Annotated in this window: 22 protein-coding genes, 5 tRNA genes and 1 pseudogene; 20 read left to right on the top strand and 8 right to left on the bottom strand. The window is 72.0% G+C overall.

The annotated features are described in order from the left end of the window. Positions 1–3,771 (bottom strand): nitrate- and nitrite sensing domain-containing protein, encoded by a 3,771-nt coding sequence (locus ACH4F6_RS30045; protein ID WP_397963511.1) that lies wholly within the window; start codon positions 3,769–3,771, stop codon positions 1–3. Positions 3,772–4,369: 598 nt separating this feature from the next. Here ACH4F6_RS30045 and ACH4F6_RS30040 point away from each other — a divergent pair. The 10 genes from ACH4F6_RS30040 (at position 4,370) to ACH4F6_RS29995 (ending at position 9,135) form a co-directional block, all read left to right on the top strand. Next, positions 4,370–4,561: a hypothetical protein gene (locus tag ACH4F6_RS30040; RefSeq protein ID WP_397963510.1), complete on the top strand. Its 192-nt coding sequence runs from the start codon at positions 4,370–4,372 to the stop codon at positions 4,559–4,561. 131 nt (positions 4,562–4,692) lie between these two features. Next, entirely contained in the window at positions 4,693–5,469 is a 777-nt protein-coding gene (locus ACH4F6_RS30035; RefSeq protein WP_397963509.1) for a fumarylacetoacetate hydrolase family protein, read from the top strand. Further along, complete coding sequence (gene gltX, locus ACH4F6_RS30030; protein ID WP_397963508.1) at positions 5,462–6,946, top strand: glutamate--tRNA ligase; 1,485 nt, start codon at positions 5,462–5,464, stop codon at positions 6,944–6,946. Before ACH4F6_RS30035 ends, gltX begins: the two co-directional genes overlap by 8 nt. A 122-nt stretch (positions 6,947–7,068) precedes the next feature. Next, positions 7,069–7,752 carry a DUF4241 domain-containing protein gene (locus ACH4F6_RS30025; protein ID WP_397963507.1) on the top strand — a complete coding sequence of 228 codons (684 nt, stop codon included), beginning with the start codon at positions 7,069–7,071 and terminating at the stop codon, positions 7,750–7,752. A gap of 79 nt (positions 7,753–7,831) precedes the next feature. Further along, positions 7,832–8,563 (top strand): HAD family hydrolase, encoded by a 732-nt coding sequence (locus ACH4F6_RS30020; RefSeq protein ID WP_397963506.1) that lies wholly within the window; start codon positions 7,832–7,834, stop codon positions 8,561–8,563. Between the two features lie 92 nt (positions 8,564–8,655). After that, positions 8,656–8,727 (top strand) — tRNA-Gln (locus ACH4F6_RS30015). Positions 8,728–8,767: 40 nt separating this feature from the next. Continuing rightward, positions 8,768–8,840, top strand: a tRNA-Glu gene (locus ACH4F6_RS30010). A gap of 29 nt (positions 8,841–8,869) precedes the next feature. Beyond that, positions 8,870–8,942: transfer RNA gene (locus ACH4F6_RS30005), tRNA-Glu, on the top strand. Positions 8,943–8,962: 20 nt separating this feature from the next. Continuing rightward, a tRNA-Gln gene (locus tag ACH4F6_RS30000) sits at positions 8,963–9,034 on the top strand. Between the two features lie 28 nt (positions 9,035–9,062). Beyond that, positions 9,063–9,135: transfer RNA gene (locus tag ACH4F6_RS29995), tRNA-Glu, on the top strand. A gap of 115 nt (positions 9,136–9,250) precedes the next feature. Here the strand turns inward: ACH4F6_RS29995 and ACH4F6_RS29990 are convergent. Continuing rightward, positions 9,251–9,895, bottom strand: coding sequence for a MerR family transcriptional regulator (locus tag ACH4F6_RS29990; RefSeq protein WP_397963505.1), 645 nt, complete (start codon positions 9,893–9,895; stop codon positions 9,251–9,253). Positions 9,896–9,976: 81 nt separating this feature from the next. Between ACH4F6_RS29990 and ACH4F6_RS29985 the strand changes: the two are divergent. Continuing rightward, positions 9,977–10,477 (top strand): annotated as a pseudogene (locus ACH4F6_RS29985) (DUF4188 domain-containing protein); the annotation flags it as partial. Between the two features lie 271 nt (positions 10,478–10,748). Here ACH4F6_RS29985 and ndgR read toward each other — a convergent pair. Beyond that, entirely contained in the window at positions 10,749–11,465 is a 717-nt protein-coding gene (ndgR, locus tag ACH4F6_RS29980; protein ID WP_015036427.1) for an IclR family transcriptional regulator NdgR, read from the bottom strand. Between the two features lie 188 nt (positions 11,466–11,653). Here ndgR and leuC point away from each other — a divergent pair, with 188 nt between their 5' ends. The 4 genes from leuC to ACH4F6_RS29960 all read left to right on the top strand — a co-directional run bounded on the left by leuC (position 11,654) and on the right by ACH4F6_RS29960 (position 14,973). Continuing rightward, on the top strand, positions 11,654–13,084 hold the full coding sequence (gene leuC, locus ACH4F6_RS29975; protein WP_397963504.1) for a 3-isopropylmalate dehydratase large subunit: 1,431 nt from the start codon (positions 11,654–11,656) through the stop codon (positions 13,082–13,084). A 6-nt stretch (positions 13,085–13,090) separates the two neighbouring features. Further along, the gene (gene leuD / locus ACH4F6_RS29970; protein WP_397963503.1) at positions 13,091–13,684 is read left to right on the top strand and encodes a 3-isopropylmalate dehydratase small subunit; all 594 of its coding nucleotides are present in this window, start codon (positions 13,091–13,093) and stop codon (positions 13,682–13,684) included. 273 nt (positions 13,685–13,957) lie between these two features. After that, positions 13,958–14,188, top strand: coding sequence for a hypothetical protein (locus tag ACH4F6_RS29965; RefSeq protein WP_397963502.1), 231 nt, complete (start codon positions 13,958–13,960; stop codon positions 14,186–14,188). 137 nt (positions 14,189–14,325) lie between these two features. Then, complete coding sequence (locus ACH4F6_RS29960; RefSeq protein ID WP_397963501.1) at positions 14,326–14,973, top strand: HU family DNA-binding protein; 648 nt, start codon at positions 14,326–14,328, stop codon at positions 14,971–14,973. A gap of 138 nt (positions 14,974–15,111) precedes the next feature. Here ACH4F6_RS29960 and ACH4F6_RS29955 read toward each other — a convergent pair whose 3' ends face one another. Both ACH4F6_RS29955 and cofC read right to left on the bottom strand, forming a co-directional pair. Further along, complete coding sequence (locus ACH4F6_RS29955) at positions 15,112–15,315, bottom strand: hypothetical protein (protein ID WP_397963500.1); 204 nt, start codon at positions 15,313–15,315, stop codon at positions 15,112–15,114. A 10-nt stretch (positions 15,316–15,325) separates the two neighbouring features. Further along, a complete protein-coding gene (gene cofC / locus ACH4F6_RS29950; RefSeq protein ID WP_397963499.1) occupies positions 15,326–15,964 on the bottom strand; it encodes a 2-phospho-L-lactate guanylyltransferase in 639 nt (212 codons plus the stop codon). A 156-nt stretch (positions 15,965–16,120) separates the two neighbouring features. Between cofC and ACH4F6_RS29945 the strand changes: the two genes are divergently transcribed. Genes ACH4F6_RS29945 through ACH4F6_RS29935 form a run of 3 tightly spaced genes read left to right on the top strand, consistent with a single transcriptional unit; the run spans position 16,121 to position 19,174 of the window. Continuing rightward, positions 16,121–16,951, top strand: coding sequence for a lysophospholipid acyltransferase family protein (locus tag ACH4F6_RS29945; RefSeq protein WP_397963498.1), 831 nt, complete (start codon positions 16,121–16,123; stop codon positions 16,949–16,951). Beyond that, complete coding sequence (locus ACH4F6_RS29940; protein WP_397963497.1) at positions 16,948–17,958, top strand: NAD(P)H-dependent glycerol-3-phosphate dehydrogenase; 1,011 nt, start codon at positions 16,948–16,950, stop codon at positions 17,956–17,958. Before ACH4F6_RS29945 ends, ACH4F6_RS29940 begins: the two co-directional genes overlap by 4 nt. Before the next feature lie 58 nt (positions 17,959–18,016). Continuing rightward, the gene (locus tag ACH4F6_RS29935; protein ID WP_397963496.1) at positions 18,017–19,174 is read left to right on the top strand and encodes a D-alanine--D-alanine ligase family protein; all 1,158 of its coding nucleotides are present in this window, start codon (positions 18,017–18,019) and stop codon (positions 19,172–19,174) included. A 77-nt stretch (positions 19,175–19,251) separates the two neighbouring features. Here the strand turns inward: ACH4F6_RS29935 and ACH4F6_RS29930 are convergent, their stop codons facing one another. Both ACH4F6_RS29930 and ACH4F6_RS29925 read right to left on the bottom strand, forming a co-directional pair. Next, positions 19,252–19,752 carry a DUF3515 domain-containing protein gene (locus ACH4F6_RS29930; protein ID WP_397963495.1) on the bottom strand — a complete coding sequence of 167 codons (501 nt, stop codon included), beginning with the start codon at positions 19,750–19,752 and terminating at the stop codon, positions 19,252–19,254. Positions 19,753–19,772: 20 nt separating this feature from the next. Beyond that, the gene (locus ACH4F6_RS29925; protein ID WP_397963494.1) at positions 19,773–20,006 is read right to left on the bottom strand and encodes an Lrp/AsnC family transcriptional regulator; all 234 of its coding nucleotides are present in this window, start codon (positions 20,004–20,006) and stop codon (positions 19,773–19,775) included. A 206-nt stretch (positions 20,007–20,212) separates the two neighbouring features. On the opposite strand from ACH4F6_RS29925, the gene ACH4F6_RS29920 reads away from it, so the two are divergent. Beyond that, complete coding sequence (locus ACH4F6_RS29920; RefSeq protein ID WP_133930206.1) at positions 20,213–21,178, top strand: thiamine-phosphate kinase; 966 nt, start codon at positions 20,213–20,215, stop codon at positions 21,176–21,178. Next, the gene (thiD, locus tag ACH4F6_RS29915) at positions 21,175–21,981 is read left to right on the top strand and encodes a bifunctional hydroxymethylpyrimidine kinase/phosphomethylpyrimidine kinase (RefSeq protein WP_397963493.1); all 807 of its coding nucleotides are present in this window, start codon (positions 21,175–21,177) and stop codon (positions 21,979–21,981) included. Before ACH4F6_RS29920 ends, thiD begins: the two co-directional genes overlap by 4 nt. Here the strand turns inward: thiD and ACH4F6_RS29910 are convergent. Beyond that, positions 21,953–23,158 carry an FAD-dependent monooxygenase gene (locus tag ACH4F6_RS29910; RefSeq protein ID WP_397963492.1) on the bottom strand — a complete coding sequence of 402 codons (1,206 nt, stop codon included), beginning with the start codon at positions 23,156–23,158 and terminating at the stop codon, positions 21,953–21,955. The genes thiD and ACH4F6_RS29910 overlap by 29 nt on opposite strands. Between the last annotated feature and the right edge of the window lie 9 nt (positions 23,159–23,167).

The following is a 23,167-nucleotide window of genomic DNA, read 5'->3' as shown; positions in this document are numbered from 1 at the left end:
CTAACGCTCCTGCTGGTGAGTGGGGCTCGGGAAACTGCCGGTCTGGCCGTTGCCGGCCTGACGACCCTGCGCGATGCCCCGACGAAGATTGGTCAGCCGTCCGCGCACGTCGTCAGGCGCGCGCGAGACCTGCGGACCGCTTTGGTGCTGTTGCTGCTGAGCCGTGCCCGGGACGAGGTTCGCCCGGGGCACCCGGCGCGGCAGGCCGGAGGTGGTGACGCCGCCCGCGGCCGGCTGCCGGACGCGTTCGGCCTGCCGGACGAGTTCGTCGTTCGGCGAGGTGCGCCACGAGGCGCCGGCGGCGCCGGCGGCCGCGGGACGCTGCTGGGGGGCAGCCGGAGCCTGCGGCGGCTGTTGCTGCTGCGGCGCCGGACCGGAACCGTTCCCGTCGCCCTGCTGCCCGCGGAACCAGTTGGTCTCCAGGGTGTCGTACAGCGGGGTACGGCCGTCGCCGGGACCCGGGGCCGGCGGCAGCGCCCACCCGTCGCCCCGTCCCTCGTCGGGCCGCTGCGCGGCGCTCCTGGCGGGGGGCTCGGGACGGGCGGCGCGCGGCGGGACCGGCTGCTGCTGCGGGGAGCCGTAGCCGTTGCCGCCGTTGTTCCGGGGACGTTCGAACTGCCCCGTGGACTGGGGGTCCTGGTGGCCGGGCAGGGAGTGCTGCCCGGTGGGGGAGGCGTCGTAGCCGGGCGCGGCGAACTGGCCGGTGGAGCCGTTGTCGTAGCCCTGCGGAGCCGCCGGAGCGGCGAACCGGCCCGGACCCGCCGGGGTGTTCCCCCCGCCGGGGGTGCCGAAGACGTCGGAGCGGACGAAGCCGTCCTGCTGACCGGCCGTGCCGGGCGCGGGGAACTGGCCCGTGTCCTGGCCCGCGTTGACACCGGGGAACCCGCCGGCGCCCTGGGTGTTGTCGACGCCGGGACGCGTGAAGTCGGCGGGGCCCGCCGGGCCCTGACGCCCGTCGTTGCCGGGGATCACCGGTATCTCCGCGGTGGAGCCGGGGCCCTGGCGGTCGTCGACGCGCGGCATGCGGGAGGTCTGGGCGACGTCCGGCTCCTCGTGGCCGCGCGGGGCGTCCAGCGGAGTGCGCGGCACCGGCGGCTGGGCGTTGTCGTCGGCCCAGCTCGCCGCGGCGCGCTGCTGCGGGTCGCCGCCGGGCAGTTCGGCGCGCGGGCCGCCGCGCGGCGGCAGCTGCGGCCGGCGGCCGCGGCCGCCCTGCTCGGCCCGGTTGTCGTTCTGGCGCTGCGGCGCCGCCTGCGGACGTCCGTTGCCGAACATGTCCTGGCCCTGCCCGGGCGCACCGGGACCGGCCGCCTGAAGGTTCTGGGGAGTCCCCGGAGCCTGCCCGCCGAAGCCGGCGCCGGCCGGAGCCGGGCGGCCCTGCTGCGGGACGGCCGGACCCTGCGGCGCGCGCGGCGCACCGGGGCGGCCACCGCCGTCCCGGCCGGGCAGCGCGGCCCGGGGACCCTGGCCGGCGGCGAGCCGGCCGCCGGCGCCGGGACCGGCGCCGAGGGCGCCGCCCTGCTGGCCGTTCTGGCGACGGGCCGCGGCCGCGCCGGCGGCGGCCTGCGCGGCGGCGGGGCCGCCGGACGCGCCGCCCTGACCGGGCTTGGGCTGCGGCTTCTTGCCGCCCTGGGCGACATCGACGGGCAGCATGACCAGCGCGGTCGTGCCACCGGAGTCGGACGGGCGCAGCTGGATGCGGATGCCGTGGCGCTGCGACAGACGACCGACCACGAAGAGGCCCATGCGGCGGGAGACGGAGACGTCCACGGTGGGCGGCGAGGCGAGCCGCTCGTTGATCGCGGCGAGGTCCTCGGGGGACAGACCGATACCGGTGTCGTGGATCTCGATCAGCACCCGGCCGTCGGGCAGGGCGTGACCGGTCACCTTGACCTTGGTCTGCGGCGAGGAGAACGAGGTCGCGTTCTCGAGCAGCTCGGCGAGGAGGTGCACGAGGTCGTTGACGACCCGGCCGGCCACTTCGGTGGTCGGCACCGAGGCCAGCTCGATGCGCTCGTACTGCTCCACCTCGGACGCGGCGGCGCGGAGCACGTCGACCAGCGGGACCGGGCGGGTCCACCGGCGGCCGGGCTCCTCACCCGCGAGGACGAGGAGGTTCTCGCCGTTACGGCGCATGCGGGTCGCGAGGTGGTCGAGCTTGAACAGCGAGGACAGCTGGTCCGGGTCGGCCTCGCGGGACTCCAGCTCGGAGATCAGCGACAGCTGGCGCTGGATCAGGCCCTGGGAGCGGCGCGAGAGGTTGGTGAACATCGCGTTGACGTTGCCCCGCAGAAGGGCCTGCTCGGCGGCGAGGCGGACCGCCTCGCGGTGCACGTCGTCGAAGGCCGCGGCCACCTGGCCGATCTCGTCCCGGGAGTGCACACCGACCGACTCCACGGACGTGTCGACGTCCTGCGGGTCGGACTCGGACAGCTGCTTGACCAGCTCGGGCAGACGGTCCTGGGCGACCTTGGTGGCGGTCTCCTGCAGACGGCGCAGCGAGCGGATCATGGACCGGGCGACGACGAACGCGCCGACCAGCGACACACCGAGCACGAGCAGGATGAGCGCACCGGAGATGATCGCCTCGCGCTCCGACTCGGCGCGCAGCTCACGCGCCTTCTGCTCCATGTCCTCGAGCAGCGTGAGCTCGATGTTGGACATCTGCTTGATCTTGGTCGTGCTGGCGTCCAGCCAGTCCTGGTACGACCGCTTGTCCAGCGAGGTGAGACCGCTGGCCGAGCTCAGCGCACGGGTGGCGTAGGTGTCGGCGTCCTCGATGGTCGGGCTGCCCTGCTCGATGGGCTGCAGCAGCTCCTCGGCGCCCTCGTCGCCGTAGATGCTGCGGAAGCTCGCGAGGTCGGACTCCTGGTTCTCCAGCGCGGCCTCGGCGTACTTGCGGTCGTTCTCGGAGAGGTCGCCGTAGACGTCGTCGTTCACCGGCAGCGCGGCCGCGAGGGTGGCGCGCTGGACGGAGGCGTACTCCTTGGCGGACGAGAAGGCGGCCAGCGCACGCGTGCGCTGGATCATCTCCGGGTTGCTGGTGGCCTGCGCCATGTCCTGCGACAGGTCGAGCAGGTTGGTGATGAGGCGGTGGTAGGCCTCCACCGTCTGGGCGGAGTTCTTCGGCTCGGCGTAGGCCGACTTGCGGATCTTGGCGAGGTTGCCGAGGTCGCTGAGGAGGCCCACGAGGCTGTCCCGCACGCCCTCGAGGTTGCCGTCCTGGCTGGAGGCGTCGATCTCCTCGGACGCGTCGGAGAACGCGGACAGCGTGCGGTCCGTCTTCTCGCGGACGCCCTTGACCGTGAAGTCGGTCGCCTTGGCGCCGTGGGCCAGCGGACCGGCGGACTTGTCGCGCTCCTCCTGGAGCGCCTCGGCCAGGTCGGTGGCCTGCTTGGTCATGTCCGTCAGCAGCTTCATGTTGTCGAGCTGCTGGATGTCGTCCATCGACTGGTTGATGCGCAGGGTGCCCAGGGTGGTGGCCGCGACCACGGGGAGGGTCAGCAGCGCCACCAGACGCGTCGAGATGCGCCAGTTGCGCAGGGCCACGCGCGAGCCGGGACCGGTCGGGCCGGCCGGCGGCTTGACCGTCGGAGTCGGGGGGAGGGCGCTCGACGACCCGGACGCACCGGGCCGCCCGGGGCCGTCGCCGGACGGGGCCGAACCCGGGTTCTGGGCGTGCTGGGGCGAGGAGCTGCCATTGCTGGGGGCAGTCCCGCCGTGCGGCTCCGGCTCCGCCGAAGCACTGCCATCCCTCTTGAAACGTCCCTGCACTAGCGTCGCAACCTCTGGACCAGGCGCCCTCCCGGGTGACGGAAGGACGGTGTCGGCGTCTTGAAGGGCGTCCTGAATACGCCCTCCGAGTCGTGAGTGACCGGCGCAGGTTCCCCCTTCTCGCCGCCACTCGGCGCTGCTGTGCGCCCTCTGCGCGCCGGCTCGATCCCGCGGCGGTCCGTGGAATTCCAGCACAGTGCAGGATCTCCAACAAGGTGTGTTGGCCGGGCTGTGACATCCGTGACACGGCGTGAGGGGTGCGTCACCGGCCGTGCAAACTGATCCGGAGCAAAACGGGCGCATCCGGGTGAAGCGGGAGTGCCCGGCCGGTGTCCCAGTCGCCATGATCAGGAGCGGAATGGGGGCTTCAGGGGGTCAATGTCCGTTTCATAGGGGTGATTCAAGGGCCTGAATTGACCGGTTTGGCTGAGGGTTCGTGAGCAAACTCACACCCTGATCATGAGACCTTCACGTGTTCCCCGGGAAGGGCGTGTTTAGCCTGACGCTTTACAGATATGGCAAATCCGACAAGCCGCGCCCCGACGGTGGGACGTCACCGGTCCGCGGGCGCCTGGACACGACAGGGCTCAGTACAACAGTGAAGACCACGACGATGTTCCACAAGATCGCCAACCCGCGGCGCACCACGCTGGCGCACCTCGAGGACGCCGACGAACTGCAGCGTCCGGAGCGGGAGCACTCCGTCGACCTGCCGGCCCAGACCGCCAACCCCAAGCGCACCGTCCTCATGGAGATCCCCGCGGCGGCCGCCGCCGCCTCCGCGGAGTAGTACGGCGAACGGCCGCCGCGTGCTCAAGGCGGCCGCGCACGGATGCCAAGGGCGTCCCCGGCCGGGGGCGCCCTTCCGCGTTAGCCTGGAGCGTCAGACTCCAGCCAGCTCAGCGAGGGGCCAACCAACCCGTGCGCATCGCCAGGTTCTCCATCGACGGGAACGTCGCCTTCGGCGCGGTCGAGGGCGACAAGCCGGACGAGCTCGTCCTCGACATCATCAAGGGCATCCCGTTCGCGGAACACGAGCTCTCCGGCACGAAGGTGCCCTTGAGCAAGGTCCGGCTGCTCCCGCCCGTGCTCCCCAACAAGGTCGTGGCCTTCGGCCGCAACTACGCCGAGCACGCCCGCGAACTCGGCAACGAGGTGCCCGACGCCCCGTTCGCCTTCTTCAAGCCGTCCACCTCCGTGATCGGCCCCGGGGACGACATCCGGTACCCGCCCTTCTCCGAGGACCTCCACCACGAGGCCGAGCTCGCCGTGGTGATCGGCCGCATGTGCCGCGAGGTCCCGCGCGAGCGCGTCAAGGACGTGATCTTCGGCTACACCTGCGCGAACGACATCACCGCGCGGGACGTCCAGAAGCGCGAGAAGCAGTGGGCGCGGGCCAAGGGCTTCGACTCGTCCTGCCCGCTGGGCCCCTGGGTGGAGACGGACCTGGACCCGGGCGACCTCACCATCCAGCTCACGGTCAACGGCCTGCAGCGCCAGCTCGGCCGCACCAGCGAGATGATCCACTCGATCGAGGATCTGATCGTCAACATCACCGAGGCCATGACGCTGCTGCCCGGCGACGTCATCCTCACGGGCACCCCGGCAGGGGTCGGCCCCCTGGCTGTCGGCGACGAGGTCGCCGTCACCATCGAAGGCATCGGCACTCTCACCAACAAGGTTGTCAAGCGTGGCTAGCGCATCCGCCCCAGCAGTCCGTGTCCGTTTCTGCCCCTCGCCCACCGGTAACCCCCACGTGGGCCTGGTCCGCACCGCCCTGTTCAACTGGGCCTTCGCGCGCCACCACCAGGGCACCCTGGTCTTCCGCATCGAGGACACCGACGCGGCCCGCGACTCCGAGGAGTCCTACGAGCAGCTCCTGGACGCGATGCGCTGGCTCGGCTTCGACTGGGACGAGGGCCCCGAGGTCGGCGGCCCGCACGCGCCGTACCGCCAGTCGCAGCGCATGGACCTCTACCAGGACGTCGCGGCCAAGCTCCTGGACGCCGGCCACGCCTACCACTGCTACTGCTCCCAGGAGGAGCTGGACACCCGCCGCGAGGCCGCCCGCGCCGCCGGCAAGCCCTCCGGCTACGACGGCCACTGCCGCGACCTGAGCGCCGGGCAGGTCGAGGAGTACCGGGCCCAGGGCCGCGAGCCCATCGTCCGCTTCCGCATGCCCGACGAGACGATCACCTTCACCGACCTGGTGCGCGGTGAGATCACCTACCTCCCGGAGAACGTCCCGGACTACGGCATCGTCCGCGCCAACGGCGCCCCGCTGTACACGCTCGTCAACCCGGTCGACGACGCCCTGATGGAGATCACCCACGTCCTGCGCGGCGAGGACCTGCTCTCCTCCACCCCCCGCCAGATCGCCCTGTACAAGGCGCTGATCGAGCTGGGCGTCGCCAAGGGCGTCCCCGAGTTCGGCCACCTGCCGTACGTGATGGGCGAGGGCAACAAGAAGCTCTCCAAGCGCGACCCGCAGTCGTCCCTCAACCTCTACCGCGAGCGCGGCTTCCTGCCCGAGGGGCTGCTCAACTACCTCTCCCTGCTGGGCTGGTCGCTCAGCGCGGACCAGGACATCTTCCCGATCGAGGAGATGGTCGCGGCCTTCGACGTCGCGGACGTGAACCCCAACCCGGCGCGCTTCGACCTGAAGAAGTGCGAGGCGATCAACGCCGACCACATCCGCCTGCTGGAGGTCAAGGACTTCACCGAGCGCTGCCGCCCGTGGCTGAAGGCCCCGTTCGCCACCTGGGCGCCGGAGGACTTCGACGAGGCCAAGTGGCAGGCGATCGCCCCGCACGCGCAGACCCGCCTGAAGGTCCTGTCCGAGATCACCGACAACGTCGACTTCCTGTTCCTGGCCGAGCCGGTCTTCGACGAGGCGTCCTGGACGAAGGCGATGAAGGAGGGCTCCGACGCCCTGCTGCGCACGGCGAGGGAGAAGCTGGAGGCGGCCGACTGGACGTCCCCCGACTCCCTGAAGGAGGCCGTCCTGGCCGCCGGCGAGGCGCACGGCCTCAAGCTCGGCAAGGCCCAGGCCCCGGTCCGCGTCGCCGTCACCGGCCGCACGGTGGGTCTGCCCCTCTTCGAGTCCCTCGAGGTCCTCGGCAAGGAGAAGACGCTGGCCCGCGTCGACGCGGCCCTGGCGAAGCTGGCGGCGTAGCACCCGGCGCACGGCACGAGGGGCGGCAGCCGGACGACCGGCTGCCGCCCCTCGGCGTCGTTGTCAGCGGCGCGCATTAGGGTTCCGGCTCGTCCCGTCCCCTGATCAGGAAAGGCCCCGCCATGCCGATGCCCCCTCGCGACTACACCTGGCTGTTCACCCCGGGCAGCACGTTCCGCCACGCGTCCGGGACCACCGGCGTCATCCACGTGGCCGACGGCGGCGAACTGGACCTGCCCACCGGCCGGGTCGTCGCCTGCGACCCGTTCGTGTACCTCGGCACCGGGGACGTCGAGCCGTTCACGGTCGCGGTGGCCCCCGGCCGCTACCGGGTCGAGGCGGCCGTGGCGACGCTCACCCGGCCCGGCGAGCCGCCGGCCGGCCGTCCCCACACGCGGGTAGCGGCGGCCCGCCTCGTCATCCGCGACGAACCCGCCGCGACCTGGGAGTTGGCCCTGCTCCCCGGCCAGGACCCCGCCGACCTCGGCGACGACGAGTTCTTCGGCTACGGCGTCGACGCCGGCACCGGCTGCTTCTACGACGCCTCGGCGGAGGAGGCCTTCCCCGAGGCGCGGGAGGACGAGGGACCGCTCTGGGACGCCTTCGAGGACAGCGACTGGTCGGAGGGTCCCCACCTGGTCAGGTCCCCCGCCACCGGCCACACCCTGGCGGCCTTCACCTCCGGCTGGGGCGACGGCTGCTACCCGACCTGGACGGGCCGCTCGGCCCGGGGCGAGGTCACCTGCTTCCTCACCGACTTCTTCGTGGCCCCCGGCCCCGGCGAGGAGCCCCCGGCGCCCGCCTGACCGGCCCCGGCGCCCGCCCGGCCGACGGCGGACCGGCGACCGGCGGACAGACCCCGGGGCCGCGCGTTACCGTCGGACCATGAGCATTCGCGCCGTCGTCTGGGACGTGGACGACACCCTCTTCGACTACACGACGGCGGACCGCGAGGGGATGCGGGCGCACCTGGCCGCCGAGGGGCTGCTCGCCGGGTACGACAGCCCGGAGCAGGCCCTCGCCCGGTGGCGGGAGGTCACCGACGAGCAGTGGGCGCGCTTCGCCGCCGGCGAGGCCACCTTCGAGGACCAGCGCCGCGACCGCGTACGGGTCTTCCTGGACCGGCAGATGACCGACGCCGAGGCCGACGCCTGGTTCCGGCGTTACATCGGTCACTACGAGGCCGCCTGGGCCCTCTTCCCGGACGTCCTGCCCGTGCTGGACGCGCTCGCCGCCAGCCACCGCCACGCGGTGCTCTCCAACTCCAGCATCCACGTCCAGGACCGCAAGCTGCGGGTCCTCGGCGTCCACGACCGCTTCGAGGCCATCCTGTGCGCCGCCGAGCTCGGCGTCTCCAAGCCCCAGGCCGCCGCGTTCCTGGCGGCCTGCGAGGCCCTCGCCCTGCCGCCGCACCAGGTGGCGTACGTCGGAGACCACCCGGAGATCGACGGGCAGGGCGCCGCGGACGCCGGCCTGCTCTCCGTGTGGATCGACCGCTGCGGCGGCACCGCCACGGTCGAGCTGCCCTCCGGACGGCACCGGATCGCCACCCTCTCCGAACTGCCCGCGATCCTCGGCGCCGATACCCGTTTTGGAGCGCAGTCCACCTTCGGGTAATGTTCTTTCTGCGCCGCCGGGGAGCGGGCCGAAAGGCCGGAGCCCCGAGGAGCAGAGCTAGAACAAGATCCCCTCAGGGGCTTGCGTTCCAGTGGCCTATGGTGTAATTGGCAGCACGACTGATTCTGGTTCAGTTAGTCTTGGTTCGAGTCCAGGTAGGCCAGCTCGCAGAGCTCATCTGCACCCGCGGATCCCATCCGCGAAGCCCCCGTTGTGTAGCGGCCTAGCACGCTGCCCTCTCAAGGCAGTAGCGCCGGTTCGAATCCGGTCGGGGGTACTGGTTCCGATCAACTCGGAATCGCTAGGGCCCCCGTTGTGTAGCGGCCTAGCACGCCGCCCTCTCAAGGCGGTAGCGCCGGTTCGAATCCGGTCGGGGGTACTGACTGGTCTAAACCACATTGGTCTATGGTGTAATTGGCAGCACGACTGATTCTGGTTCAGTTAGTCTTGGTTCGAGTCCAGGTAGACCAGCTCGGACCTGCGGAAACGCAGAGTCCACGCCCCCGTTGTGTAGCGGCCTAGCACGCCGCCCTCTCAAGGCGGTAGCGCCGGTTCGAATCCGGTCGGGGGTACACGAGGACAGGCCCTCCACTTCGGTGGAGGGCCTTCGTCGTCCCCGGGCGCCGCCGGCGCGCGCCGCCCGGACCGCGCGCACCGCCCGATCACCGCGCCGCCCGGACCGCGCGCTCACTCGAAGCCGTACCGCCGCGCCGACTCCTCCTCCTGTGCCAGCCGGTGCAGTGCCTGGAGCATCGGCTCGACGAGGATCGCCCCGAGCACCGCCGTCTCGATCCGCTCCGCCTCCGACGCCTGCGTCTCCACGAAGTCCAGGTCGAGGACGGCCGCCTGGTGCATCAACCGGGCGTAGGACACGAGGAGTTCGGCGTCCCACGCGTAGCCCAGCCGCCGCAGCGCGGCCACCGCCACCACCAGCGACCGGTAGGCCGGCGAGATCGTGGTCAGTAGACGGGCGTTCCCCCAGCCCAGGGTGGTCAGCAGGTCCTCCGCCTCGCGGTGGGCGGCCCGCACGTACGCGTCGTCCGCGTCCGGCTCCGGGACCTGCGGCAGGGCCCACAGGGCCGCGCCGAGCCGGACCGTGCGGCCCAGCGAGTCGTCGTCGACGTGGCCGAGCACCTCCCGGACCGTGGCCACCGGCACCCGGCCCACCTGGATCATCGCCCGCACCAGCCGCAGCCGGCGCAGGTGCTCCTCGTCGTAGTCGGCGGTCGTCGCGTTGACCTGGCGGCCGGGCGGCAGGAGCCCCTCACGCAGGTAGTACTTGATCGTCGCCGTGGACACACCACTGCGCTCGCTCAGTTCGGCCAGCCGCATCCCTTGCGCCCTTCCTTGGTCAGCGGCACTATCCAAGCATGCCCACTCGGGTGGTGCCGCTGACCGACCAGGAGGACAGCCATGCCCGTCAAGCCGGCCGCAGCCACGCGTACGACGGCGGACGCACGCGGTGACGTCGTCGTCCTGCTGATCGGGATGCGCGTCAACCACTTCTGGGCCGTGCACCAGTGGCTGCCGGTGATGCTGGCGATGTTCCGCATGCTGGCCGAGCTGAAGAAGGACCCGGGCCGGGGGCTCCTCTCCCGGGTCCTGCTGACCGCCTCCCCGCGGACCTACTACGTCGTCCAGTACTGGGAGTCGAAGGAGAAGCTGTACGCCTACGCGAGCGCGCCCGACGCGTTCCACCACCAGGCGTGGGCGAAGATCAACCGCCTGGAACGGGACGGGAGGACGCGGGGGCACGTGGGGATCTGGCACGAGGCGTACGTCGTGCCGGAGGGGCGGTACGAGGCGGTCTACGGGGACATGCCGCCGTTCGGACTGGCCGCGGCGCACGGCCAGGTGCCGCTGGAGCGGCGCGGGCGGTACGCGAAGGACCGGTACGCGTACCGGTCGGGGAACGCCGGGGCCTCGCGGGCCGCCGGTGCTCCGGGGAGCGTCGGTGTTCCGAGGAGCGTCGGTGTTCCGGGGGGTGCCGACGCGTCCGCCGGGCCCGGTGCCCCGAAGAGCGCCGGCGCCGCCGGGAAGGCCGACGCCTCCCGGGAGGCCGGTGCTTCCGGGAGGGCCGGCGAGAGGACCGGATGACAGGGGGGAGCCGGGGGACCGGGGAGAGCCTGCCGCGGCGTTGGGGCCGGCTCTCCCCGGGGGCGTCCCGGGTGTCCCGCGGGCGGGCTCAGCCCGTGCGGCGCAGGGCCTCGGAGAGGCGGGCCGCCGCGTCGATGACCGCCTGGGCGTGCATCCGGCCCGGGTGACGGGTCAGGCGCTCGATCGGTCCGGAGACCGAGACGGCGGCGACGACACGGTTGGACGGGCCGCGCACGGGCGCGGAGACGGACGCGACGCCCGGCTCGCGCTCGCCGATGGACTGGGCCCAGCCCCGGCGCCGCACGCCCGACAGGGCCGTCGCCGTGAAGCGGGCGCCCTGCAGGCCGCGGTGGAGGCGCTCGGGCTCCTCCCAGGCCATGAGGATCTGGGCCGACGAACCGGCCTTCATCGTGAGGGTCGAACCGACCGGGACCGTGTCCCTGAGGCCGGACAGGCGTTCCGCCGCGGCGACGCAGATGCGCATGTCGCCCTGACGGCGGTAGAGCTGCGCGCTCTCGCCCGTCACGTCGCGCAGGTGGGTGAGCACCGGGCCGGCGGTCGCGAGGAGGCGGTCCTCGCCCGCGGCCGCGGCCAGTTCCGCCAGGCGCGGGCCGAGGATGAACCGGCCCTGCATGTCCCGCGCCACCATGCGGTGGTGTTCCAGGGCCACGGCCAGCCGGTGGGCCGTGGGTCGTGCCAGTCCGGTCGCCGCGACCAGCCCTGCGAGGGTGGCCGGACCGGACTCCAGAGCGCTCAGGACGAGGGCTGCCTTGTCCAGAACGCCGACGCCGCTACTGTTGTCCATGCAACGATATTCCCGTCTCACTCTGTGAAACGCAAGTTCATTTTTCCGTGAGACGCGCAACCCTTGGACGCACAGCGGCCCGCGAACCAACGGGCCAGGCGGCGGGCGCCCGGGACAGGGGCCGAGGGCGTCGCCTCCACAAGATCTCTAGTTGGGTCGGCGCACCGTGGCCGGCCGGAGGGAAAGCGATGGGTAGGACACTCGCGGAGAAGGTCTGGGACGACCACGTCGTCCGGCGCGCCGAGGGCGAGCCCGACCTCCTCTTCATCGATCTGCACCTGCTGCACGAGGTGACCAGCCCGCAGGCCTTCGACGGCCTCCGCAAGAGCGGCCGCCGGGTGCGCCGTCTCGACCTCACCATCGCGACCGAGGACCACAACACCCCGACCCTCGACATCGACAAGCCCATCGCTGACCCGGTCTCCCGGGTCCAGCTGGAGACGCTGCGCAAGAACGCCGCCGAGTTCGGCGTGCGCCTGCACCCGCTCGGCGACGTCGAGCAGGGCGTCGTGCACGTCGTCGGCCCGCAGCTGGGCCTGACCCAGCCGGGCATGACCGTCGTCTGCGGCGACTCGCACACCTCCACGCACGGCGCCTTCGGCGGCCTGGCCTTCGGCATCGGCACCTCCCAGGTCGAGCACGTGCTGGCCACCCAGACGCTGCCGATGGCCCGCCCCAAGACCATGGCGATCACGGTCAACGGCGAGCTGCCCGAGGGCGTCACCGCCAAGGACCTGATCCTGGCGATCATCGCGAGGATCGGCACCGGCGGCGGCCAGGGCTACGTCCTGGAGTACCGCGGCTCCGCCATCGAGAAGCTCTCGATGGAGGCCCGGATGACCATCTGCAACATGTCGATCGAGGCCGGCGCCCGCGCGGGCATGATCGCCCCCGACGAGACCACCTTCGCGTACCTCGAGGGCCGTCCGCACGCCCCGAAGGGCGAGGACTGGGACGCGGCCGTCGCGTACTGGAAGACACTGAGGACGGACGAGGACGCCGAGTTCGACGCCGAGGTCGTCATCGAGGCCGCCGAACTGTCGCCGTTCGTCACCTGGGGCACCAACCCCGGCCAGGGCGCGCCGCTTTCCGCGTCCGTCCCCGACCCGGCTTCGTACGAAGACGCCTCGGAGCGCCTCGCCGCCGAAAAGGCCCTGGAGTACATGGGGTTGGAGGCCGGCCAGCCGCTGAGCTCCATCAAGGTGGACACCGTCTTCGTAGGCTCCTGCACCAACGGACGCATCGAGGACCTGCGCGCCGCCGCGGACCTGCTGCGGGGCCGCAAAGTCGCCGACGGCGTACGGATGCTGGTCGTCCCGGGCTCCGCGCGCGTGGGTCTGCAGGCCGTCTCCGAGGGCCTGGACGTCGTCTTCAAGGAGGCCGGCGCCGAGTGGCGGCACGCGGGCTGCTCGATGTGCCTGGGCATGAACCCCGACCAGCTGGCTCCCGGTGAGCGCTCCGCTTCCACCTCCAACCGCAACTTCGAGGGCCGGCAGGGCAAGGGCGGTCGTACGCACCTGGTGTCGCCGCAGGTCGCGGCGGCCACCGCGGTCCTGGGCCACCTGGCCTCCCCGGCCGACCTGTCCGACACCGAGACCCGTACGCCCGCTGGAGTCTGATCAGCCATGGAAGCATTCACCAAGCACACCGGCCGGGCCGTCCCGCTGCGCCGCTCGAACGTCGACACCGACCAGATCATCCCTGCTCACTGGCTCAAGAAGGTGACCCGGGACGGCTTCGAGGACGGGCTGTTCGAGGCGTGGCGCAAGGACCCGGAGTTCGTGCTCAACCGTCCCGAGCGGCAGGGCGCGACCGTCCTGGTCGCCGGTCCGGACTTCGGTACCGGTTCCTCCCGCGAGCACGCCGTCTGGGCGCTCCAGAACTACGGCTTCAAGACCGTGATCTCCTCCCGCTTCGCCGACATCTTCCGCGGCAACTCGCTGAAGAACGGGCTGCTCACGGTGGTGCTGGAGCAGAAGACCGTGGACGCGCTGTGGGAACTCGTCGAGAAGGACGCGACGGCTGAGGTCACTGTGGACCTTGAGACGCGTGAGGTGCGGGCCGAGGGCATCACCGCCTCCTTCGAGCTGGACGAGAACTCCCGCTGGCGGCTGCTGAACGGGCTGGACGACATCTCCATCACCCTCCAGAACGAGGCCGACATCGCCGCGTACGAGGCCAAGCGTCCGTCGTACAAGCCGCGGACGCTCGAGGTCTGATCTCCCGCCGCGGGCGACCGGCGCCGGTCGACTTTCGGCCACCGCGACACCCCCTCCGTACCCCCGATCGGTCCGATCGGGGGTACGGCCGTTTTCGCACCCGTTCGGCCCCGCCGGTCCCCGCCGCTCCCCTCAACGTCGCACGTTACGCAGGTGGTTGCCGGGGTACGTGCTTTCTGAGGACGCGGCCTCCGCGGATGTCCGGACGACCGTCTGCGGCGGCAGTTGCCCCCTGGGCGGGCGACAACTCGCCCCAGATGGCACAATCTGTGCATGGAGCACGACGGCCAACTCCAGCTCTATACGGCGGTCGCGAACCGACTCAAGGAAGCGCACGCAAGCGTGCGCGCACTGCAAGTCCCGGAGGGCGTACGGATGGCGCTGACCCGGAAGCTGCTGGTCATTACGGCCGCGGCCAAGCACGATCTCGCCGACGCGACAAGGCGTCTGGAGCGGTTCATGGCGGACCTCGACGAGGGGCGCATGCCCGAAGAGGAGCGCTGATCGCCTCCGGAGCAGCCGATTTCGTTGCGGCACAAGGGTGATTAGCCCGTTTCGTGTTTGATTTGCGGTATATATCTGCCTAACGTGCGAAAAAGCTTGAACACTTTCGTTCTGGCGATGTCTCCGAAGGGGAAGACGTGAACAAGGCGCAGCTCGTAGAAGCGATTGCCGACAAGCTGGGCGGTCGCCAGCAGGCCGCCGACGCGGTCGACGCGGTCCTGGACGCCATCGTCCGCGCGACCGTCGCGGGGGAGAGGGTCTCGGTCACCGGCTTCGGATCGTTCGAGAAGGTCGACCGTCCCGCGCGTTACGCCCGGAACCCCCAGACGGGCGAGCGGGTTCGGGTCAAGAAGACCTCGGTGCCGCGGTTCCGCGCAGGTCAGGGCTTCAAGGACCTGGTGAGCGGCTCGAAGAAGCTGCCGCGGGGCGGCGAGGTCGCCGTCAAGAAGGCCCCCAAGGGCAGCCTGTCCGGCGGTGCCACCGCGACGGTGAAGAAGGCCGCCGCGAAGAAGACCGCCCCGGCGAAGAAGACCACGACGGCCGCGAAGAAGACCACGGCCGCAGCGAAGAAGACCACGGCCGCAGCGAAGAAGACGACCGCGAAGAAGGCCACCACCAAGACGGCGGCGGCCGCGAAGAAGACCACCACCGCCAAGACCGCCGCGGCGAAGAAGACCACGGCCAAGAAGGCCCCGGCGACGAAGAAGGCGACGGCCAAGAAGGCCCCCGCCAAGAAGTCGACCGCGCGCAAGACCACCGCCAAGAAGACCACCACCGCCCGCTGAGGCGCGGAGGTCAGGGGCACTCACGCGCCGGGCCGGACTCCGTCGGAGTCCGGCCCGCGGCGTGTCCGGCCCCGCTCTCCCGGCCCGCTCCCCGGCCGGGGCCGCCTCTCCCGCCGCCGGAAGCGCCGAGCGCCGCGCTCAGAACGTCTGCAGGGTCACCAGCGTGATGCGGCGGGCCTCCCCTTCGCCCTCGGTCTCGATCCGCACCCGCTGCCCGGGTCGCAGCAGCCGCAGACCGCCCGCGTCGAACGCCGGCGCGTCGAAGGGCACCGGGGTGCCGTCGTCCAGCAGCACCTGTCCGCTGCGGGTGTCGGGGTCGTAGGTGTACGCGGTGGCCTGCATGGTCGGCAGCCTACTGCTCCGGGATCAGCAGCCGCGCGGCCGCCGCGGCCGTCCGCGGACCCACGCCCAGGGCCAGGGCCGCCCGCAGGTCCTCGCCGGTGTCCACGTCCTGGCGCACGGAATCCACCGCGTCCACCACGAGTTCCGTGGCCCCGGAGGCGCGGTGACGGGCGCGGGAATCCGCACCGAATGCCGGAAGCAATTCACGGCCGGGAGCCACCGCGAGAAGCGTCGTGCCGATTGCGGCCGCGTCGGGGAGGAAAGAGCGGGGGAATTGCGCGGCCGTGTCCAGGACACGGGCCAATTCCAGGGGGCGAAGGGCCGGGAGATCGGCGTTCAGTGCGGCGAGCGCGCTCTCGGGGTGCGCGGCGCGGACGGCGGCCGCCGCGTGCGTCAGGGCGGCGTTGAGACCCGAGCGCGGCGTGTCGGGGACGATGCGCGCGCCCAGCGCGGCGAGCTCCGGCCCGGCGAGGGCGTCGTCCGTGACGACCGCCACATCCCGCACCGCCGGGCAGGCCAGCGCGGCCGCGACCGTGTCCTGGGCGAAGGCGAGGGCGAGTCCCGGGCGCGGCCCGTCGCCCGCGGTGTCCGCGAGCCTGCTCTTGGCCAGGGCCAGGGGCTTCAAAGGTATGACCAAGCTCCACCGCACCGGAGTACCGTCCCTCTCTCGTCGTGGTCATTGTCACCCGGGCCTTCCGGCGACACCTCGATCGGGGCGTACGGTGTTCTCGACAGACCGGCGGCCCGGGGCGACACTTGTGCGGCCCCCGGGCGTCGGAGGAAGTCCTAGAGGAAGGTGTTCCGCGTGCCCCGCCGCAGAATCGGCTTCTGGTACCGCTTCGCTGCGGTCCTCTGCAAACCGCCGCTGGTGGTTCTGATCAAGCGGGACTGGCGCGGAATGGAGCACATGCCGGCCGAGGGTGGATTTATCACCGCGGTCAATCACAATTCGCACGTCGACCCTTTCGCTTACGCGCATTATCAGTACAACACCGGACGAGTGCCGCGATTCCTGGCGAAGAGCGGACTTTTCAAGAAGGGGTTCGTCGGCGCCGCGATGCGCGGCACCGGGCAGATCCCCGTCTACCGGGAGAGCACCGACGCGCTCAGCGCCTTCCGGGCCGCGATCGACGCCGTGGAACGCGGTGAGTGCGTCGCCTTCTACCCCGAGGGCACCCTCACCCGCGACCCGGACGGCTGGCCGATGACCGCCAAGACCGGTGCCGCGCGCGTCGCCCTGCAGACCAAGTGCCCGGTGATCCCGGTCGCGCAGTGGGGCGCCAACGAACTGCTGCCGCCCTACGCGAAGAAGCCCAACCTCCTTCCGCGCAAGACCCACCGCGTCCTGGCCGGCCCGCCGGTGGACCTCGCGCGGTTCTACGACAAGGAGATGACTCCCGAGCTGCTGAAGGAGGCGACGGAGGTCATCATGGCCGCCGTCACCCGCCAGCTGGAGGAGATCCGCGGCGAGAAGGCGCCCGCCACGCCGTACGACCCCCGTCAGGAGCGGATCGAGCAGCGGCGCCGTACGCAGGCGCAGAAGCCGCCGGCGCAGCCGGAGCCCCGGACGGAGACGCCGGCGCGAGCACGGACACAGGCCGGGGGGACCGGCCGAGAAGGGGAGATCGGCACGTGAGCGAGCCCGTCAAGGCGGCTGTCTTCGGCACCGGGTCCTGGGGCACCGCCTTCGGGATGGTCCTGGCCGACGCGGGCTGCGAGGTGACGCTCTGGGCACGCCGCCCCGAGCTCGTCGACGCGGTCAACTCCACGCGGACCAACCCCGACTACCTTCCCGGCGTCGAGCTCCCCGAGAACCTGCGCGCCACCGCGGACCCCGCCGAGGCCGCCGCCGGCGCCGACTTCACCGTCCTCGCCGTCCCCTCGCAGACCCTGCGCGCCAACCTCGCGGAGTGGCGGCCGCTGCTCGCCCGGCACACCGTCCTCGTCTCGCTGATGAAGGGCGTCGAGCTGGGCACGACCATGCGGATGAGCGAGGTCGTCGAGGACGTCGCCAAGGTGGCCCCGGAGCGGGTCGCCGTCGTCACCGGGCCCAACCTCGCGAAGGAGATCGCCTCCCGGATGCCGGCCGCGGCCGTGGTCGCCTGCACCGACGAGAACGTCGCCCAGCGCCTCCAGGCCGCCTGCCACACCCCGTACTTCCGCCCCTACACCAACACCGACGTGGTCGGCTGCGAGCTGGGTGGCGCCGTGAAGAACGTCATCGGGCTCGCCGTCGGCATCGCGGACGGCATGGGCCTCGGCGACAACGCCAAGGGCTCGCTGATCACCCGCGGTCTCGCCGAGACCACCCGGCTCGGGCTCGCGATGGGCGCCGACCCGCTCACCTTCTCCGGGCTCGCGGGCCTGGGCGACCTGGTGGCCACCTGCTCCTCGCCGCTCTCCCGCAACCACACCTTCGGCACCAACCTCGGCAGGGGCATGACCCTCCAGGAGACCATCGCGGTCACCCGGCAGACCGCCGAGGGCGTCAAGTCCTGCGAGTCGGTGCTGGATCTGGCCCGCCGGCACGGCGTCGACATGCCGATCACCGAGACGGTCGTCGGCATCGTCCACGAAGGCAAGCCGCCGGTGGTGGCGTTGAAGGAACTGATGTCGCGCAGCGCGAAGCCCGAACGACGCTGAGCGACCCCCCGAGTCGACGCTGCCCCCGGGCCCTGCCACCGGGTACTCTCAACCCGATATGAGCACCGAGAACCTCCCCCAGAGCCCCGAGCAGCCGTCCCGCAAGCCGCGTGTGGCCGTCGTGTTCGGCGGGCGCAGCTCCGAGCACGGGATCTCCGTGGTCACCGCCGGCGCCGTCCTGAAGGCCGTCGACCGGACCAAGTACGAGGTCCTGCCGATCGGCATCACCCGGGAGGGCCGGTGGGCGCTGACCGCCGACGCCCCGGAGCGCATGGCGATCACCGACCGCCGTACGCCCAGCGTCGAGGAGCTCGCCGACTCGCAGGAGGGCGGCGTGGTGCTCCCCGTCGACCCCGCGAGCCGCGAAGTCGTCTACAGCGAGCCCGGTTCGGTGCCCAAGGCGCTCGGCGAGGTCGACGTGGTCTTCCCCGTCCTGCACGGCCCGTACGGCGAGGACGGCACCCTCCAGGGACTGCTGGAGCTCTCCGGCGTCCCGTACGTGGGGTCGGGCGTGCTCGCCTCGGCCGTCGGTCAGGACAAGGAGTACATGAAGCGGGTGTTCACCTCCTTCGGGCTGAAGGTGGGCCCGTACGTGGTGCTCCGCCCGCGGGAGTGGCAGCGGGACGAGTCCGCCGCCCGCAAGAAGATCGTCGACTTCGCCGGGGAGCACGGCTGGCCGCTCTTCGTGAAGCCGGCGCGCGCGGGCTCCTCGATCGGCATCACCAAGGTCGACGACCTGTCCGGTCTCGACGAGGCGATCGCCGAGGCCCAGCGCCACGACCCGAAGATCCTCGTCGAGGCCGCGCTGCGGGGCCGTGAGATCGAGTGCGGGGTGCTGGAGTTCGAGGACGGCCCGCGGGCCTCCGTGCCGGCCGAGATCCCGCCGCCGGACGCGCACGCGTACTACGACTTCGAGGCCAAGTACATCGACTCCACGCCCGGAATCGTTCCTGCACCCCTCACCCCCGAGGAGACCGCCGAGGTCCGCAGGCTCGCCGTGGACGCCTTCGAGGCGGCCTCCTGCGAGGGCCTCGTCCGCGCGGACTTCTTCCTCACGGACGAGGGCGACTTCGTCATCAACGAGATCAACACGATGCCGGGCTTCACGCCGATCTCGATGTACCCGGCGATGTGGCAGGCGACCGGCATCGGCTACGAGGAGCTGGTGGACCGCCTGATCCAGGCGGCCCTGCGGCGCTCGACGGGTCTGCGGTAGCCCGCCTCGGGGCGCGGGAACCGCGTGCTCGTCCGGCTGCGACCCGCGGCCGGACGACGGCCCGGCCGGTGCGGCGGCTAGTCGGCGATCCCTTCGGGGACCGCCTTCTTGACCGCGGAGGCCAGGTCGATCAGCACCGACGAGCTGTCCGCGTCCCGCGGCACCGTCACCTCGACGTACGCACGGCGATTGGCGCTGGTGAAGCGGTACCCGCCGCCGTCCTGCTTCTCCATCAGCCAGTCGACGCCGTTCACCCCGCCGGCCACGGCGTCCGCGTCCCGGCCCTGGGCCACCTTCGGGTCCACCATCTTCGGCGGCCGTTCCACGCCGCAGCGCAGTATGATCGCCGGGTTCCCCCAGCCCGCCGTCAGCGCGGAGGCGGGTTCGGGATCCCGGCGGCCCTCGCCGTCCACCTTCGACGGCAGCGCCTCGTCCAGGCTCCGGCACAGTTCCGCGACCTTCGTCGTGGGACTGGGAACCGCCGCCGACGCGCTGTCGTCTGCCGATGAGCAGCCCACGGCGGCGCACAGCAGTACGAGGGCGGGAAGGCCACTGAGCCGGTGACGGAAAAGGTTCACCGGCCAAGGGTAGACGGGGGCTACAGATGCACGACCGGGCAGGTCAGGGTACGGGTGATCCCGTCCACCTGCTGGACCTTGGCGACCACCATGCGGCCGAGGTCGTCGACCGTGTCGGCCTGGGCCCGCACGATCACGTCGTAGGGACCCGTCACGTCTTCGGCCTGGACGACCCCGGGGAGCTTGCTGATCGTCTCGGCGACGGTCGACGCCTTGCCGACCTCCGTCTGGATCAGGATGTACGCCTGTACCACGGAACCTCCAGGGCGGCCACGAGGATCATGTGGGGAAAAGGAACGCCACGGTATCGCGTCGCCGCTCGCCGCGGGGAGACCTGCGCGCACCCCGGCGCGCGTGCCGGGGTGCGGACGGGACGGAAGCTGACGGTCATCTCGACCGTATCGGGGACACTGGTGACGCGCGACCGGGCACGGACAGGGACAGAAGGGGAGCAAGGGCGATGAAGGGCACTGTTGGTGAGCTCGGGGAGTTCGGGCTCATCAGGGAGCTCACCTCCCGTCTCACCACCACCCCGGCGGTGCGGGTCGGCCCCGGCGACGACGCCGCGGTGGTCGCCGCGCCCGACCGGCGGGTCGTGGCCAGCACCGACATCCTGCTGGAGGGCCGGCACTTCCGCCGCGACTGGTCCACCGCCTACGACGTCGGCCGCAAGGCCGCCGCCCAGAACCTCGCCGACATCGCCGCCATGGGCGCCGTGCCGACGGCCCTGCTGCTCGGTCTCGTCGTGCCCGCCGAACTGCCGGTGACCTGGCCGACCGAGCTGATGGACGGCCTGCGCGACGAGTGCCAGGTGGCCGGCGCCTCGGTCGTCGGCGGTGACGTCGTCCGCGGCGACACGATCATGGTGTCGATCACCGCCCTCGGCGACCTGCGCAACCAGGAGCCGATCACCCGGGCCGGCGCCCAGCCCGGCGACCTCGTCGCGGTGACCGGCTGGCTGGGCTGGTCCGCCGCCGGGTACGCGGTCCTCTCCCGCGGCTTCCGCTCGCCGCGCGCCTTCGTCGAGGCCCACCGCCGCCCCGAGCCGCCCTACCACGCGGGCCCGGCGGCCGCCGGCCTGGGCGCGACCGCGATGTGCGACGTGAGCGACGGTCTGATCGCCGACCTGGGGCACATCGCGGAGGCCAGCAAGGTGCGCATCGACATCCGGTCCGGCGCGATCGACATCCCCACGCAGATGAACGACATCGGCCAGGCCGTCGGCGTGGACCCCATGCAGTGGGTGCTGACCGGCGGGGAGGACCACGCGATCGTGGCGACCTTCCCGCCGGACGTGAAGCTGCCCGCCCGCTGGAAGGTGATCGGCGAGGTCCTCAACCCCTCCGCCCTGCCCCAGGTGACGGTCGACGGGGCGCCCTGGACCAGCAAGGGCGGCTGGGACCACTTCGGGGACATCGAGTCATGAGTCTCCCGAGGGTGCTCACGGTCGCCGGCTCCGACTCCGGCGGGGGCGCGGGCATCCAGGCCGACCTGAAGACCATGCTCGCGCTCGGTGTGCACGGCATGAGCGTCGTCACCGCGGTCACCGCCCAGAACTCCCTGGGGGTGCAGGGCGCCTGGGAGCTGCCCGTGGACGCGGTGCGGGCCCAGTACCGCAGCGTCGTCGACGACATCGGCGTCCAGGCCGTGAAGACCGGGATGCTGGCCACCGCCGAACTCGTCGAAGCGGTGGCCGAGTTGGTCGCCGGCACGGACGCGCCGGTCGTCGTCGATCCCGTGGGCGTCTCCAAGCACGGGGACCCGCTGCTCGCGGCCTCCGCGCTGGACTCCGTGCGGACCAGGCTGCTGCCGGCCGCGACCGTCGCCACCCCGAACCTCGACGAGGTGGCCCAACTCACCGGTGTACACGTCGAGTCGGAGGAGCAGCTGCGGGAGGCGGCGGCCGCCGTGCTGTCGTACGGACCCCGATGGGTGCTGGTCAAGGGCGGTCATCTCCCCGGTGACGCGGTCGACTTGCTCACCGACGGCTCCGCCGAGCACTGGCTGCGCGCGCCCCGGCACGACAACCGGCACACGCACGGCACGGGCTGCACCCTCGCGTCGGCGATCGCGTCGCAGCTCGCGAAGGGGCGGTCCGTGCCGGAGGCGGTGACGGCGGCCAAGGAGTACGTCACCGGAGCGATCGCGGCCGGGTTCGCGCTGGGCGGCGGCATCGGCCCGGTGGACCACGGCTGGGGCCTCACGCGGCCGGGTACGCCCGGAGACTGATGTCCGTCGCCGCCTTCTCGGTGAGCCTCCTGAAGAAGCCGGCGAGCGGGCGCGAGCTCAGCAGCCGGTACATCCGGTTCCGGCTGCGGATGCGCCGCTCGGTCGGCGGGGCGAAGAACGGGCCCGCGTTGCCGGAGGTCTTCTGGCAGCCCCGGGCGAAGCGCCGGATCCGCGCCTCGTACGCGGCGAACGCGGCGCGGTGGTCGCCGCCGGCGAGGGCCAGCTCACCGGCGAGCACGTACGCGCCGACGATCGCCACGCCCGTCCCCATGCCGCCCATGGTCGCGCCGTACCCGGCGTCCCCGAGCAGCGCCACGCGGCCCTTGGCCAGCCGGTCGACGTGGACCTGGGCGATCGCGTCGAAGTAGAGGTCGTCGGCGTCCTCCAGGGCCTTCAGCACCGACGGGGTCCGCCAGCCCATCCCCGCGAACCGCTCGGCGAGGATCCGCTTCTGCGCGGCGACGTCCCGGTGGCCGTACGACAGGGGCCCGGAGCGGAAGACCAGCAGGGCGCCCGCACGGTCGGGGTCGCCGTCGTAGTTGCCGATCGCCACCGCCCGGCCGGGCTCGCTGTAGACGCGGCCGGTGCGGTCCAGGCCCAGGTCGTTGGGGACCGTGAAGCCCGCCACGTAGTGGTCGAAGAAGCGCAGGTGGCGGGACTCGTCGCCGAAGACCAGCCGCCGGGTGTTCGAGTGCAGGCCGTCGGCGCCGATCACGAGGTCGAAGCGGCGCGGGGCGCTCCGCTCGAAAGCGACGTCGACGCCTTCGGCCGTCTCCGTGAGCGCCGCGATCGAGTCGCCGAAGACGTACTCGGCGCGGTCCCTGGTGCGCTCGTACATGATCCGGGCGAGTTCGCCGCGGAAGATCTCGACGTCGCCGCTCATCATCTCGGACGGCAGGTCCACGACAGCCCTGCCGTCGGCGTCGACGACCGTCTGGCGGCCCATGTGGGTCTGGCGGGCGTGGATCTCGTCCCAGATGCCCATGGTGGTGAGGACCTCGCGGTGGACGTGGCCGCGGAAGTCGACGGCGAAGCCGCCGGCGCGCAGGTCCGGGGCCTTCTCGACGACCGTGACGCGGGCGCCGTACCTCAGGAGGTCGAGGGCGAGCGCCGGGCCGGCGACACTGGCGCCGGAGATCAGGACGTGCAGGTGGCCGAGGCTGTGTGTCTTCGTCATGGGAAGGAG

It is taken from the genome of Streptomyces sp. NPDC017936, from assembly GCF_044328485.1.
GTDB lineage: Bacteria > Actinomycetota > Actinomycetes > Streptomycetales > Streptomycetaceae > Streptomyces.
The sequence above is the reverse complement of the archived record's forward strand: the minus strand, read 5'-3'. Positions and strand labels throughout refer to the sequence as shown.

Excerpts from the sequence above, each read along its gene's own strand:
- thiD (WP_397963493.1), top strand. The coding sequence starts at position 21,175 with ATGAGTCTCCCGAGGGTGCTCACGGTCGCCGGCTCCGACTCCGGCGGG.
- ACH4F6_RS29955 (WP_397963500.1), bottom strand. The coding sequence starts at position 15,315 with ATGCAGGCCACCGCGTACACCTACGACCCCGACACCCGCAGCGGACAG.
- ACH4F6_RS29965 (WP_397963502.1), top strand. The coding sequence starts at position 13,958 with ATGGAGCACGACGGCCAACTCCAGCTCTATACGGCGGTCGCGAACCGA.
- ACH4F6_RS29920 (WP_133930206.1), top strand. The coding sequence starts at position 20,213 with ATGAAGGGCACTGTTGGTGAGCTCGGGGAGTTCGGGCTCATCAGGGAG.
- ACH4F6_RS29910 (WP_397963492.1), bottom strand. The coding sequence starts at position 23,158 with ATGACGAAGACACACAGCCTCGGCCACCTGCACGTCCTGATCTCCGGC.
- leuD (WP_397963503.1), top strand. The coding sequence starts at position 13,091 with ATGGAAGCATTCACCAAGCACACCGGCCGGGCCGTCCCGCTGCGCCGC.
- ACH4F6_RS30025 (WP_397963507.1), top strand. The coding sequence starts at position 7,069 with ATGCCGATGCCCCCTCGCGACTACACCTGGCTGTTCACCCCGGGCAGC.
- ACH4F6_RS29935 (WP_397963496.1), top strand. The coding sequence starts at position 18,017 with ATGAGCACCGAGAACCTCCCCCAGAGCCCCGAGCAGCCGTCCCGCAAG.
- leuC (WP_397963504.1), top strand. The coding sequence starts at position 11,654 with ATGGGTAGGACACTCGCGGAGAAGGTCTGGGACGACCACGTCGTCCGG.
- ACH4F6_RS30020 (WP_397963506.1), top strand. The coding sequence starts at position 7,832 with ATGAGCATTCGCGCCGTCGTCTGGGACGTGGACGACACCCTCTTCGAC.
- ACH4F6_RS29990 (WP_397963505.1), bottom strand. The coding sequence starts at position 9,895 with ATGCGGCTGGCCGAACTGAGCGAGCGCAGTGGTGTGTCCACGGCGACG.
- ndgR (WP_015036427.1), bottom strand. The coding sequence starts at position 11,465 with ATGGACAACAGTAGCGGCGTCGGCGTTCTGGACAAGGCAGCCCTCGTC.